This window comes from Enterobacter cancerogenus, assembly GCF_019047785.1.
Lineage (GTDB): Bacteria > Pseudomonadota > Gammaproteobacteria > Enterobacterales > Enterobacteriaceae > Enterobacter > Enterobacter cancerogenus.
In genome coordinates this window covers 531,266-545,073 of the sequence record NZ_CP077290.1, presented here as the reverse complement: position 1 = coordinate 545,073, position 13,808 = coordinate 531,266, and the positions used below count along the sequence as shown (strand labels likewise).

Below are 13,808 nucleotides of genomic sequence, written 5' to 3'. Positions count from 1 at the left end.
CCTTACAGCAGATTCTTGCTACGCAGGAAATCACGGGCGACCTGCTGCGGTGACTGATGATCGATATCGACCTTTTTATTCAACTCGGTGATAACGTCGTTATTGAGCTGGGCCGAGAGGGTGTCCAGCGCCTCTTCCAGACCAGGGTTAGCGTCCAGCGTGTCTTTGCGCACGACCGGTGTAACCGCGTAGCTTGGGAAGAAGCCTTTATCATCTTCCAGCACTTTGAGATCGAAGCCTTTTACGCGCCCATCGGTGGTGTAAATCAGCCCGGCATCGACAAAGCCATCGCGCACCGCGTTATAGACCAGACCGGGGTCCATCTGGCGGATTTGCGGGCGATCCAGCGGCATATTGTACGCCGCCTGCAGCGGCTTCATGCCGTCGCTGCGCCCGGCAAATTCAAGGTCGAGACCCAGCAGCCAGTTATTATCAGGATCGGTTTTGCGGATGTGCTCAATCTTCGCCACCATCTGTGACATGGTCGTGATATGTTCCGCCTCGGCGCGTTTGCGCTGCATCGCGAAAGCATAGGTGTTGTTCATATCAGCAGGCTTGAGCCACACCAGACCGTGCTTCGCATCCAGGCGTTTTACCGTCTCGTAAGACTCCTGCGGCGACATACGTTTATTGATGTGGTTAAAGATGATCAACGACGTACCGGTATATTCCCAGGTCATATCAATCTGTTTATTGATCATCGCATTGCGGGAGATAACCGTGGCGATATTGGTTTGCGGCTGAACCTGAAAACCCTTCTTTTGCAGATACTGCACGGTCATGGCTGACAAAATGTGCTGCTCGGTAAAGCTTTTGGTCGCCAGGATTAGCGGGGCGGCGAACGTCTGGCTGGTAAAGAGCGCGGCGGCGCAAAACGCCGTCAGGCCGGAAAACAGTCTCATAAAAGCTCCTTGTTATAATTATCGAGCGAGATGTGGGCTCATCAGGCGGCCCAGCGCCGCCAGCAACGTATCCAGAATCAGGGCGAACAGGGCGGTGGCCGCGGCACCCAGAATCAGCGTCGGGAAGTCGTTGAGGTAGATCCCCGGAAAAATCAGCTCGCCGTAGCTGCTGGCACCAATCAGGAAGGCCAGCGGTGCCGTACCGACGTTAATAGCGGTGGCGATGCGGATGCCGGAGAGCATCACGGGCCAGGCGTTAGGGATTTCAACCTGGCGCAGACGCTGCCATTTGGTCATCCCGATCCCGTTGGCGGCTTCCAGCAATGACGCCGGAACGGAGCACAGCCCGGCATAGGTATTGCGGACAATGGGCAGCAGCGACGCGAGGAACAGCGCGATGATCGCGGGGGTATCGCCGATACCAATCACGACCATTGCCAGCGCGAGAACCGCCAGCGGTGGCAGCGTGTTACCGACGTTAAATATTTGCATCACGTATTCCGCCACGCCTCGCGCAGCCGGGCGGCTGAGCAAGATCCCACTGGGAATACCGACCAGCAGGGCAAAGAACATGGACGAGAACACTAAAATGAGATGTTGTTGCCCGAGATAGACCAGGTCAACCTGCCGCGCTTTGATCGTCTCCAGTCCAATACCCCAGGTGAGGAGGGCGAGAACCACGATAATCGCGCCGACAAAAAGCAGCGAACGTTTGAGTAATGGGTGCATTGCGGTGTGTCTCCCTGTGCGCATGCGTTATAGCAACCTGGGTTGCCTGTTGTTATGCCATGTTTCGGCAGGGGTATAAGAGCTATAGCAAGCGTTTGGGACAGGTTCCAGCGAAGGGGTAAAATCAGTAACCCTATGAAACTAGTGAGATCATGGGTTAAGCCTTACGGGGTAAGGGTTCGTATGGGGCGGGCAGAATTGTCTGAAAGCGATCTTATAAAGGTGACACTGTAACTTTATTGCCTCGCCCTACGTATATTGGCACGCACCCGGCGTACGCGAAGGGAGGTGCTAATGATGGAAAAGGCAGCAATGAGCACCAACATCAGCCCCAGCGCCAGCATTGCGGTAAATCCAAACCAGCGGAACAGGATCAGCCCTGCAATACCGCCCGTGATAAAGGAGAAAAGGGTTGTTAAATGGGTTTTCAGCTGGCTTTTCTGCGCTGCCGTATCTTTGGAATAATCCCGACGCATCATGGCGACCACCACGGAGGCCAGCGATATCCCCGCATCGGTCAGCGTCCCGGTAATGTGCGTAGATCGGACGCGTCCACCGGAAAGCTGAGTGGAAGTGGAATTATGAATCCCCATTAACCCGCAGAGGAAAATAATAATTTCCCGGTTGGTGGAGAAGGCGTGAAAATAGATTTCATATAAGGCTACCCCGGTCAGTAATATCCCTTCCACCAGCAGAACCTGGCTAAATACCAGCCTGACATTATGGATAACACCCCACAGGACAATCATGCGCGCCACTATCGCGCCCGTGACAAACGCCAGAATCAGCGTGCCGAAGAAAAGGATATCGTCCAGATCCGTCGAGGAGACTTCGCTGGAGAGCTGTGACGTGTTGCCGGTCATATGTGACGGAAAAAAGCCAAACGCCCCCAGCGCAATAGCGTTCAGCACCCCTGCAGAGGTCGCCAGCCACAGTGCAAGCCGCCGATCCTCCAGGTGCGTGCGCGCTTTTTTAAATTTAATCAGCAAGGAATACCTCCGGTTTGCGACCTGCCTCAACAGTCAGACTAGCAAAGCGGCGTCACGGGCTGACCAGGATAGTGCTTAATTCGTACCCTGAGAATGTCACCTCAACTAATGCCGGGACGTGAGGCGGTTGACGTTTTAAAAATCCGTCAGTCAAAAGTACAGAAACGGATGGGGACAAAAAGCAGGATGAACAGAAAGGGAAATATCCCCACAGGCGATCCCGTGGGGATGGGACTTATGCTACAGCAATATGCATCTGTGAAAGCATATCGCTATTAACCCCTACCAGCGTGACGCTGCTGTCACCATACGTCAGCAGGGCGCTATCGCCTTCAAACGAAAGGTGGTTAAGATAGCTGTCATTATCGGCAATACTTTCGTTAGCCATGAAGACCAGGCTGTCGGTGGTTGAGAGGTTGTAGACAGTGTCGTGGCCGAAATCACCATAGAAAAGAAGCGTATTATCGCTGCCGTTCAGGTGAATCGCGTCGTCGGCATAGCCTGAAACCACGTTGTTATTGTTACCGACAACGCTGATATCGCTGTCATTGGCCCCTGAATAGAACCAGCTATCATTGCTGGCGGTAGAAACGGTGAAACTGTTCTGCGTGTCAGCATAATAGCTGTTGGCATAGGCGAGGGAGCCGCTGTTGCCTTCTAACCCATAATCCGTTACTTCCCATGTCGCGTTCTGATTGAAGTGGATACCAAACAGGCTGAATAAGGTGTAGTCAGCATTAACGTACTGGATATCTTCTGCTCGGGTAATATCCCCGGTAGAATATTTAAAGTACAGCGTTCCCTCAGCGTCGTGGCTGAAGGTGAAATCGGCGACATTACATTCCGTGACGTAGGAATTGCTGCCCGCGCCGCCATAAATAACGTTATAGCCACTGTGATCTTTAAAGCTATCATCGCCACCGCCACCGCAGAGATAGTCGTTACCTTTACCCCCTTGTAATAAATCGTTTGTTTCCGTGCCAACAATAAAGGTTGACCCAACATGCGTGGTGGATTTATTCAAATCGGACACCCAGGTTGTCGAGCGGTATTCCTCAGAAAGATTGGATACGATGATATTTGAATTCTGATGCGTTAAATCATAGATTTCAGAATTCATAATGCGTAACGCGCCGTCGGTATACCCCTGACCGGAATGTCCGGCCCATGCCGCCATATTTGCGATGGAGAAGATCTGTAAATCATCGGTCAGGCCTGCATAATAATCATTGAATGAAACAATATTATTGGTACAGGTCTCAAGCGGGGTGTCATGATTAAACAAGCTGTCCAGGGATAAACTGTGGCCTGTTAAAACGCGAAATACCGGGTCGTTCTCGTAGCCGATATTCAGGACTTTATCATCGGCCAGGTTTTGGGTAGGAGAAGCGAAAGCGACGTAGCTCGACTCCTCATAAAAACCGCCCCATTGACCCTGTGCGGAAAGGGTTGCCATGCTGTTAACCGCCAGTCCGCCAAGGCTATGCCCGGTAATAATTACGTCGTCACCCGTCAGTCCATTCGCTGTCGCAAATGCGGCCACTGAACTCATGAGGTTTTTATAGGCGTTGAGCACATAGTTATCCGCATAGCCGTCGATCACCGCCGATAAGCCATCGCTTACGGTATCCATCACTGTGTTAATCGTATGCAGAATCGACGGTGCGCTGGCATAGGTGCCCGTTCCCCAGAAGCTGATACCGATATTGATGAGCTTACCGTTGGCATCATATTTCCCCATCACGTTGCACTCGGCGCTGGATTCCAGAAGGCTTTCGCCATAAAACGCGCCATAAGGGTTAGCACAACCTGAATAGTTGAGCGTTTTACCGTCTAACACTTTCCAGCCATTCTCTTCGCTATAGGTATAATCAGGATACGTCGCCGCACCAAAATTAATACTCTCTATGGTCAGCGCATCCTTAATAAGCTGCGTGTCTTTCTCACCCTGATAATCAAATACAGGCATGGTCAGTCCCTCTGTTTTATTTTACAATTATTGAGCGAAATAGGTGTCCAGTAACATGACGTTGTCATTGTTTATTTCGCCCGACTGCGCGAGCAAACTGACCCATGCTTTTATGACAGCATGTTTTTCAGCAGTAAGCTCAACGTTGGTTTTATAGAACGCCTGTTCGGCGTTAAGTAAATCGATATTCATGCGCTGGCCCGCCTGAATACTTTTTTTAGTGGCGTCAATCTGTCGTCTTGCGGCCTCCACCGCCGAGGTATAGGCCGCAATCCGTTCTGGCGCATGCAGGCATTTATTCAAGGATTTTTTAATTTCGCTGTAGGTTTTCAGGCGCTGGGCGTCGTGAAGGTATTTGGCCTGCTCATAGCGGGCAGCAGCCTGCCGGACAGACGCTGACACGCCTCCACCGGAAAACAGATCCATGCTGACGCGCAGGCCAACGCTGTCGGTACGGTATTTTTGATTAATGGTGTTGTCGTTGCTTGAGTCATTCTCCGAATGCAGCGCGTAAAGCTGAACCCGGGGCAGGGCACCCGCTCGGCTACGCTCGATCTCATAGCGTTTTTCCTCGACACTCTGCCCGGCAGAGAGGATTTCGGGATTATGCAGGGCGGCCTTTTGCTCCCAGTACTGATAGCGGGTGGATGCCAGCGGCAGCTCCAGCGGCTTTTCGCTGAGGGTGGGCAGCGCGGCGGTGTCAGGCAGGCTGATACCCACGATCGCCGAAAGCGCAACGGTGGCTGTATCCAGCGCATCGCGCGCTTCTACCTCATCAGCAACCGCCAGACTGAGCGCCGACCGGGTCTCGGTGACGTCGGTAATCGAACCTTCACCGGACTCAAACTGGCGCTGTGTCTGCTTTTGCTGCTCTTCGAGTCCCTGACGATGCAACACCGCAAGCTGCAACCGCTGGGACGCCTCGGCAACGTCCAGCCAGGCCGTGATGTAACGGTTTTGCAGATCAACCAGACTGCTTCGGTAGCGTTCGTCAGACTGCATTTTTTTGATGATGCCGATGCGATAGCTGGCATAAGCGTCGTAATCAAATAACGGCTGAACCAGGGTCAGCGATCCGGAATAGCTGTCGTACTGTTGGTGTTGAACCACCTCTGTGCGCTCGCCCAAAAAATTTGACTGCTGATACTGCTGTCGTTGCCAGTTACGCGGCGCGCGCTGGTAGCTGACGCTCAGTTTTGGCAGCAAACCTGCCCGGCTTATGGGGATGTACTCTTCCCCGGCAAGCTGATCCTTAACCGCAGCCAGATACTGGGGGTCGTTGTCCAGCGCCATAAACCAGCCCTGCGAAAGGGTTAACGCGCCTGTTGAAAACGGCGTAAGCAGCGCGATAAGCGCTAAAGCGCGTTTTAATTTGCCAGTGAACACCATTATTCCTCTATAAAAGACTGCGACGCACGATCCAGGATCGGTTTCATCAGATAGCTCAACAGCGAGCGTTCCCCGGCTTTGATAAATACCTCGACGGGCATGCCGGGTTTAACGTCTTCTTTTTCCAGTGTTTTCATGCCATCGGGTGAAACCGTAATCTGAATTTTGTAATAAGGTTTTTGTGTGGCGGGGTCGGTCTGACGGTCCGCTGATACCAGCGACACCTGGGCCGGAATTTTAGGCGTCTTTTGCTGATTAAAGGCGGTGAACATCAGGGAGACGGGCATACCCTGGTGGACTTTATCGATGAGCGAGACATCGAGCTGTGAGTCGACAATCAGAGAAGAGGATTGCGGCACCAGCTCCAGCAGCTGCTCCCCGGCGCTCACAACGGCGCTTTCGCTGGCAAGCGCGAGGTTCATGACAACCCCATCCTGCGGGGCAACGACCCGGGTCTGCGAGAGATCGACATCCGACAGCGTCAGCTGTTTTTTACTCTCGCTGGTTTGCAGGCGCAGCTGGTCAAGCTGGGTTTCAATCTCTTTCCGGTTATCGGCCAGGCGTTGCTGCATGCTGCGTTGAAGCTGTGCGATCTGATTGCCTGACTCCACGATTCGGCTGCGGGTTTCGCCCAAATCGCCTGCCAGCGATGCAGATTGCACCTGAATGTCGAGATAGCGGTTACGCGGGAAATAGCCCTCGGCCATCAGCGGCTTCAGGTCTTTCAGTTGACGATTAAGCAGCGCGAGCCCGCTTGCTTTGGTCTCGGCAGTTCGGACAAGCGCATCGCGCTGGCGCTCCAGCCCGGCGATGGCCTGCGCGTCGTTTTGCTGCGCGCTTTCCAGCGCCTCCTTCCTTGCTTCCATGAGCTGGCGTTGCTGAACAATAATCGGATGGATAACCTCTTTCAGCGCCTCTTGTTGCGCTTCAGGCGGTAGTTGCATCTCGCTGACACCGGCCAGTTCTGCCTGGAGGCGGCTTTGCGCGATAAGGGCCGTCAGGTATTGCAGGCGGGCGGCGCTCAGTTGCGCAAGCGTCGATCGCTGGCTCAGCAGCACCAGAAGATCGCCCTTGTGTACCGTCTGGCCCTCTTTGACGGCGATGTGCTTCACCACGCCGCCAGTAGGGGCCTGAATGGCCTTACGGTATCCGTCAACCATCACCGTTCCGGAGGCAACCACGCCTTTGTCCAGCGGTGCCAGGGCAGCCCAGAGCAGGAAAGTGCCCAGACCGGCCAGTAATACTGTCCAGCCAAGGCGGACAAACGGGTTAACGTTAACGGCTGGCGTCAACAGCGCTTCGCGGTTATGCATGGGCTTTTCCTTGTCCTGCGGGCGCGGTTTTCGGCTGATTCGCCGGTCGGGCTGCGTGCTGTAAGAGCTGTGATGTCGGGCCGTAAAGCTTTTGCTTTCCGCCTTCCAGAACCAGAAGGTGGCTGGTGAGGGGGAGGATCCCAGGCCGATGCGAGATGATCACCACCGTTTTTTTCTGCTGACTGAGCTGGCGGATGACCTGCTGCAAGGCCAGCTCACCCTGTTCATCAAGGCTGGCGTTAGGCTCATCCAGTATCACCAGCGCGGGATTGCCATAGAGCGCCCGCGCCAGGCCAATGCGCTGCTTTTGCCCGCCCGAAAGGGTCGTACCCTGTTCGCCAATCAGGGTGTTGTAGCCGTCGGGCATGCGCAAAATCATCTCATGTACACCTGCCAGCTTTGCGGTGGCGATGAGCAGAGGTGAATCGATCTCGCCAAAACGCGCAATATTCTCGGCGATGGTGCCGGTGAACAGCGACACGTCCTGCGGCAGATAGCCTATCCCCGGCCCGGCGTGTTGCTTCTGCCAGTGGTAAATATCAGCGCCATCCAGCCTGACATCGCCTTCACCGGCAGGCCAGACGCCGCATAACACTCTGGCAAGACAGGATTTTCCCGATGCACTGGCCCCCACAATACCCAGCACTTCTCCGGGTTGTACCTGCAGATTGATAGCGTGCAGAAGGGGGTGCTGCGCATTTCCGGGTGCGCTGACGGTCAGGTTCTCCACCGTAAGAACGCCCTGGGCCGCAGGCAGGCACACACTCTCCTGCACCGGAGGATAGTCGCGGATCAGACAAGACACGCGTTCCCAGGCCTGTCGGGCAGACCGATATCCCCGCGCCACGCCGATGAGTTGTTCAACCGGAGCCAGCGCTCTACCCAGTAAAATGGAGCCTGCAATCATCATTCCCGGTGAAATGTCACCCAGAATCGCCAGCCAGCAGCCCAGCCCCAGCATCAGGGACTGCAGCGCCATGCGCACCGTTTTGGTGATGGCAGACATCAGCGCAGCCCGTTCGCTCGCTGCGCCCTGGCAATACAGGAACTGTTGATGCGCCCGCCACCAGCGGGCCTTAACGTTATCCGTCATCCCCAGCGCCAGCAGGATCTCGGCATTTTGTAGGGTGCTGTTTGCCTGATGGTTAGAAAATAGCGCATGGCTACCCGCTTCGTTTAACAGCGTACGGGTCATTTTTTCGTTAATAAACGCCAGGCCCAACAGAAGAAAAGCCCCTGCAAGCGAAAACAGGCCAAGCCAGGTGTTAAACAGAAAAATGACGCCGACATAGACGGGAAACCAGACTGAATCGAAAATCGCAAATAGCGCCGGGCCGGTAATAAACTGGCGTAAGGTCGTCAGATCGCTGATGGCCTGGCCGGCGTTCGGGCTGCGCTTCACCCGATTTTTTTCGCATGCAGCGGTGTAGAGTGCTGGCGAAAGGGCGTTATCAAACTGATTACCTAACCTGATAATGACGATGCCCCTGACATAATCCATGAGTGCCATAATGGCAAACATAAATACCACCAGCAGCGTCAGCATAAACAGGGTTGCCGTATTCCCGGAGGGCAATGCCCGATCGTATACCTGCAACATATAGATGGAAGGCGTAAGCATCAGAATATTTATTACTGATGAGAAAAAAGCAACGGTGAGGAATATCCGCGTGCGCTGATGTGTAAAAGTCTTAAATATCCCCAAGGGTTCATTCATTTTTTAGACTCTGGCGTTGTTCCGGCACGACCCGGGGATGAATATGCGCGTCATTAAAAAGAAAAACAAAAAATTAACAATTAATATCAGGCCATACCTACATTGCGCGGGATAAATGACCACATTGAGTGAGTTACAAGCTTATAAAAATGTAACCCTATAAATAGTAAAGGAAAAGCTATGTGTGCTGATAGGTTTCCCGCCTGCCGCAAGGCGTTCATTTGCCTCGCGGAAACCCAATGCAGGCTTACGGGGATTATGTATAAACCATCGTCATCAGGATCGCAACAAACAATAATAAATATAGGCGCTTCATGTAAAATTCTGATTACTTAACTCTGTCTAATAATGACAATGAATATCCCGGTCGGCCAGTTACGCCTTTTGTTATGCGCGTCTGTAAAAACTTTTTAAGACTTAGCTTATACGTGGTGTTATCCATTTTCAGGGCAGGGCGAAACGCTGAGGATATTATTCAGAAAATTAAATCGAGAGGAGTAATAAATAATGCATACGCGTAATGATACGGCTGGCTTCGAAAATGTCCGCTTCCGGCACGAAGCGGAATAGCTCAATTTCAGGAGGTGTGTCCGTCTCTTTCTTCTATCCACTGCACCAGCTCTGCCACCTGAGCTTCGGAGAATACCGCGATGCCGTGTTCGGAAAGCAGTGATGCCGCGACTCCCATACCGGGTTTGCGGGTATTGTTAAACGAACCGTCATAGATAGTCTGGCTCCCGCACGTCGGACTGCCGTCAGTTAACAATGCGGCGCAACATCCTGATTCCTGGGCTGCCCGCAGGGCCAGCCACGCAGCGAGCTGATAGTGTTCGGTAACATCCTGCCCGGTATTCTCAACTATTCTGCCGTGGCCGTGCATGACATCGTGACCGTCCGCTGACAGAATTTCAGCTGGTGGACGAGGAACAGGCAGCCCGGCGGCCAGTTCAGGACAGTGGATCACTAAGCGTTGTTCCTGTTGCCACTGAGATAACTGAGCGATCACCCTTGCTTTATCGCTTCCGTTATAACGAACCCGGAAACCCATCAGGCAGGCACTTACGAGGATTTTGCTTTTCATCTTTTTTTTGGTTTTGAGAGGAGTCATACAGCAACAGAATGTAAAGCTGAAAAAAGGAGCTTTTTCAGCTTTGTGTGGGCAGAGCTTATTTCCCTTCATCCTCTTTTCCGTAATAGAGTTGTCCGAGTTTGATCAATGGCCTGCCCTGCGATTTACGATGCATGTTGGTATCACGCAGTGAATAGACGCAACCACAATACTCCTGCTGGTAAAACTGTTCGCGCTTGCTGATCTCAATCATGCGCGATGATCCGCCTTGCTTACGCCAGTTGTAATCCCAGTACACCATTCCCGGGTAACGGGCAGCAGCACGTTGTCCGCAGTCATTGATCTGTTGCATATTCTTCCAGCGGGAAATCCCAAGCGAGCTACTTATTACGCTGAAACCATGTTCCGCCGCATAGAGAGCCGTGCGCTCAAAACGCATATCAAAACACATGGTGCATCGAACGCCGCGCTCCGGCTCCCACTCCATGCCTTTCGCGCGTTCAAACCAGTTGTCAGTGTCATAATCTGCATCGACAAAAGGGACGCCATGTTTCTCGGCGAAGCGAATATTCTCCTCCTTTCGGATGAGATACTCTTTCTGCGGATGTATATTCGGATTGTAGAAGTAAATGGTGTAATCAATGCCCGACGCCTGAATGGCCTCCATGACCTCCCCGGAACAGGGGGCGCAGCACGAGTGCAACAACAATTTATCTGCACCGTCAGGGAGTTGTAGTTTTGGTCGTTCAAATTTATCAAGAGCCATAAGTCATTTTTTCAGCAAAGGATACTTGCGAAAATTGTAGCATTTAAAAGGGTGTTGGAAGAAACGCGATAAGTATCAGGAACGTCTGATACGGCGTTTAACCTTCATAGGCGCTATTAGGAAGCTTATTCGCAGGAATTACTGTACGGAGGAAGATATAAGCATTGCAGAGGGTTATTATGATGCTAACCGCGCATATTGAAGCCGGATTTTTGGAAATCTCTATAGACTTCCGGGTTGCTGAAGGCCGGGAATTTGGCTTTATGAGCTGCTGATTCAATCGCTTCGCAATAGGCTTTGTTGCCGTCGCTGGTTGATATTTTTAAAGGTTTACCATCTTGAGCAAATTCAATATGCAACCTGCATTTTTTCCCTTTCCAGTTTTGCGACCCATCAAGTTTGGCATTTACTGCTGCCCTGATTGCCCGCGCTTGCGCGCCCCATTCATCCTGGTCATCCCAGCGTCCTGAACTGCAAATACCCGTAGCTGTGGTTTTATGGCATCCGGAAGGATGTAACGGCGCGCATCCCGCGGTCAGGCTCGCAATAATGAGCAGCATAACAGATTTTTTTACTGTTTCAGAAACTCCCACTTCTTGTCCCTCAAGCCTTATAAACCCCAGCACTAGTGGCATATTTTCCGGTCATTACTGGTATCTTTTCAACTACCAATTATCTCTATAAATTGGATGTTTCGAGTGAGCGTTCTGTATAGACGGGACAAAAAACTGCGGTTTATTACTAAATATCATCGGCTTACACGCATATGGATAGCCCAAGCGCTACAATATCAGGGAAACCAGGCTTACTCCACATCAAGCAAGCCTGGTGTTTATTAGCGGTAAAGCGGCTTATCCGCCACCGGAATAAGCAACCTTGACTGCCAGTCTGCCAGGGTCAGCTGCGCGAGTCTACCCAGCGCGACATAGAAGGGATGTCCTGCATTTTCGACAAACTCGGACAAAAAGCGCGTGCTCCACGGCAGCAGGTGCCAGGCGAGAAGCTGATCGCGTTCCGCCTCGCGGCCATTTTCAACAAGCCATGCGGCCAGCAGCAGCAACGTGCCGAAGTGGTCTTCCGGTTCGTTTTGCTGCATCTCAAAATGGATGTTGTTATCGCGCATCCACTGGCGCAGCGCGAGAGTGGAATCCCCAAACAGCACAGATTCACGATCCAGCCAGACGGAGCCCCACGGTGGCGCGGGCAGTGCGTACGGCCCGACGAACAGGCGTTGCCAGGCTTCAGGGAGTGACTCATCCGCAGGCGTATTAAACGCGTCGGCGATGGGCAGCAGGGTCTCCTGATCCAGCGGCCAGGCCTGGTACCAGTCACCTGCAGCGATGGCCTCCACCAGCGGCGCAATCTGCTCGCTGTTCGGGGCAAAATAAAACAGTGCGCCTAATACTCGGGCGCTAAACGCGAACGCGTCGTTCTCAGAAACTTCATTCATTACAACATTCCTTTCTCGTGCGGGTTGCCCCGCACGCTTATTAACCCGCAATCGCCATACCGACGGTCATGTGCAGACCATAGAATAACCCACGACCCAGCAACTCGCCGAGAACAACCAGGATGACGCCTGCAAAAAGACCGAAGGTTCGTGGCGTCTGACGACGAACCAGCGGGCAGAGCCAGCAGCCTAACCCGGCTGCGACCAGCACAATACGTGTGGTTTGCAGCGAACCATAGTCCGGCAGCAGGGCGCTTGCCTGCTGAACGGAGCTGTGGATCGTCGCTACATCAGCGGTCTGCATGACGATAACCGCGACGCTCGCCACTAGCGCGAGCACGCTCACCGAGGCGAAAACAGTGCCTCTAAACGGTGCTCCGGCAGCGCGCAGTAACAGCGCCGCCAGCAGAGGGCCACCCAGCGTAGCGGTCAGGAAAAAGGCCAGCGTGGTGTAGCTCGTGTACCAGGTGGGGACAGTTTCAATCTGATAGACGCGGGTCATCGCCCAGACGAACACCACGCCCAGGATCTGACTCACGATCATCCATACCTTGCCAAGCGCAGGCGGCATTTTACCTGTCACCGATATCAGCCACCAGAAACTGCCCACCGCAAAGAATACTGAACCGGCGGCAATCTCGTTGCTCAGACCCGAGGCACCGATGCGGTTCAAGGAGTTAAAGGCGCGAAGGGGGGAGCCAAGATGGAGCACTGAGGCCATAAAGCCGATCCCCATCACCACCCAGAGAAAGAACATGCTGCGGACAATCCGCGCCTTCACCGCCTCGTCTTTTTCCATAAACCAGGTCAAACCGCAGACGATCAACGCCCCGACCACGCACTGCCCGAACACGGTGAAGATCACCAGCGGCCATTCATGCCATCCACTTCCCATCTCACACCTCCTTCGGGTTTGCCAAGTAGCCCGTGGTATCCCCGGTCGGGCGGCTGTTGGCGTTAGGTTTAATCACAATGCTCGGCTTCGTGAAGTGCGCGGACGGCAGCGGCGCAACCGCCGCCAGCTGGCCGTGCTTTTTACGCAGCTCCTCAATCGGGCCAAAGTCCAGCGCGCGCAGCGGGCAGGACTCAACGCAGATCGGCTTTTTGCCGTCCGCCACGCGGGTGTGGCAGCCGTCGCACTTGGTCATGTGGCCTTTGGCGGCGTTATACTGCGGTGCGCCGTACGGGCAGGCCATGTGGCAGTAGCGGCAGCCGATGCAGACATCTTCGTCCACCACCACAAAACCGTCCTCACGCTTGTGCATCGCGCCGCTCGGGCAGACCTTGGTGCACGCCGGATCTTCGCAGTGGTTACAGGCAATCGACAGATAGTAGGCAAACACATTCTGGTGCCAGACGCCGTTATCCTCCTGCCAGTCGCCGCCCGCGTATTCGTAGATACGGCGGAAGCTGACGTCCGGGGTGAGGTTTTTGTAGTCTTTACAGGCCAGCTCGCAGGTTTTGCACCCGGTGCAGCGGCTGGAGTCAATATAAAATCCATACTGAGTTGTCATC

13 protein-coding genes are annotated in these 13,808 nt (G+C 53.5%); all 13 read right to left on the bottom strand.

What is annotated here, in order from left to right:
* Positions 1–2: 2 nt before the first annotated feature.
* Entirely contained in the window at positions 3–902 is a 900-nt protein-coding gene (osmX, locus tag I6L58_RS02485) for an osmoprotectant ABC transporter substrate-binding protein OsmX (protein WP_058608895.1), read from the bottom strand.
* 18 nt (positions 903–920) lie between these two features.
* Positions 921–1,631, bottom strand: coding sequence for an osmoprotectant ABC transporter permease OsmY (osmY, locus tag I6L58_RS02480; protein WP_006175019.1), 711 nt, complete (start codon positions 1,629–1,631; stop codon positions 921–923).
* Positions 1,632–1,867: 236 nt separating this feature from the next.
* Positions 1,868–2,620: a YoaK family protein gene (locus I6L58_RS02475; RefSeq protein WP_088207378.1), complete on the bottom strand. Its 753-nt coding sequence runs from the start codon at positions 2,618–2,620 to the stop codon at positions 1,868–1,870.
* A 235-nt stretch (positions 2,621–2,855) separates the two neighbouring features.
* Complete coding sequence (locus I6L58_RS02470) at positions 2,856–4,589, bottom strand: polyurethane esterase (protein ID WP_088207377.1); 1,734 nt, start codon at positions 4,587–4,589, stop codon at positions 2,856–2,858.
* 27 nt (positions 4,590–4,616) lie between these two features.
* Complete coding sequence (locus tag I6L58_RS02465) at positions 4,617–5,978, bottom strand: TolC family outer membrane protein (protein ID WP_088207376.1); 1,362 nt, start codon at positions 5,976–5,978, stop codon at positions 4,617–4,619.
* Positions 5,978–7,291 carry an HlyD family type I secretion periplasmic adaptor subunit gene (locus I6L58_RS02460; RefSeq protein WP_088207375.1) on the bottom strand — a complete coding sequence of 438 codons (1,314 nt, stop codon included), beginning with the start codon at positions 7,289–7,291 and terminating at the stop codon, positions 5,978–5,980. Before I6L58_RS02460 ends, I6L58_RS02465 begins: the two co-directional genes overlap by 1 nt.
* Positions 7,284–9,008: a type I secretion system permease/ATPase gene (locus I6L58_RS02455; RefSeq protein WP_088207374.1), complete on the bottom strand. Its 1,725-nt coding sequence runs from the start codon at positions 9,006–9,008 to the stop codon at positions 7,284–7,286. Before I6L58_RS02455 ends, I6L58_RS02460 begins: the two co-directional genes overlap by 8 nt.
* A gap of 577 nt (positions 9,009–9,585) precedes the next feature.
* Positions 9,586–10,089 carry a DUF523 domain-containing protein gene (locus I6L58_RS02450; RefSeq protein ID WP_088207898.1) on the bottom strand — a complete coding sequence of 168 codons (504 nt, stop codon included), beginning with the start codon at positions 10,087–10,089 and terminating at the stop codon, positions 9,586–9,588.
* An 85-nt stretch (positions 10,090–10,174) separates the two neighbouring features.
* A complete protein-coding gene (locus I6L58_RS02445) occupies positions 10,175–10,843 on the bottom strand; it encodes an epoxyqueuosine reductase QueH (protein ID WP_006175027.1) in 669 nt (222 codons plus the stop codon).
* Between the two features lie 185 nt (positions 10,844–11,028).
* A complete protein-coding gene (locus I6L58_RS02440; RefSeq protein WP_006175028.1) occupies positions 11,029–11,478 on the bottom strand; it encodes a cell envelope integrity TolA C-terminal domain-containing protein in 450 nt (149 codons plus the stop codon).
* A 200-nt stretch (positions 11,479–11,678) separates the two neighbouring features.
* Entirely contained in the window at positions 11,679–12,293 is a 615-nt protein-coding gene (gene dmsD / locus I6L58_RS02435; protein ID WP_088207373.1) for a Tat proofreading chaperone DmsD, read from the bottom strand.
* 40 nt (positions 12,294–12,333) lie between these two features.
* Entirely contained in the window at positions 12,334–13,188 is an 855-nt protein-coding gene (locus I6L58_RS02430) for a dimethyl sulfoxide reductase anchor subunit family protein (RefSeq protein ID WP_088207372.1), read from the bottom strand.
* Position 13,189: 1 nt separating this feature from the next.
* The gene (locus I6L58_RS02425; RefSeq protein WP_006175031.1) at positions 13,190–13,807 is read right to left on the bottom strand and encodes a DMSO/selenate family reductase complex B subunit; all 618 of its coding nucleotides are present in this window, start codon (positions 13,805–13,807) and stop codon (positions 13,190–13,192) included.
* Position 13,808 lies beyond the last annotated feature (1 nt).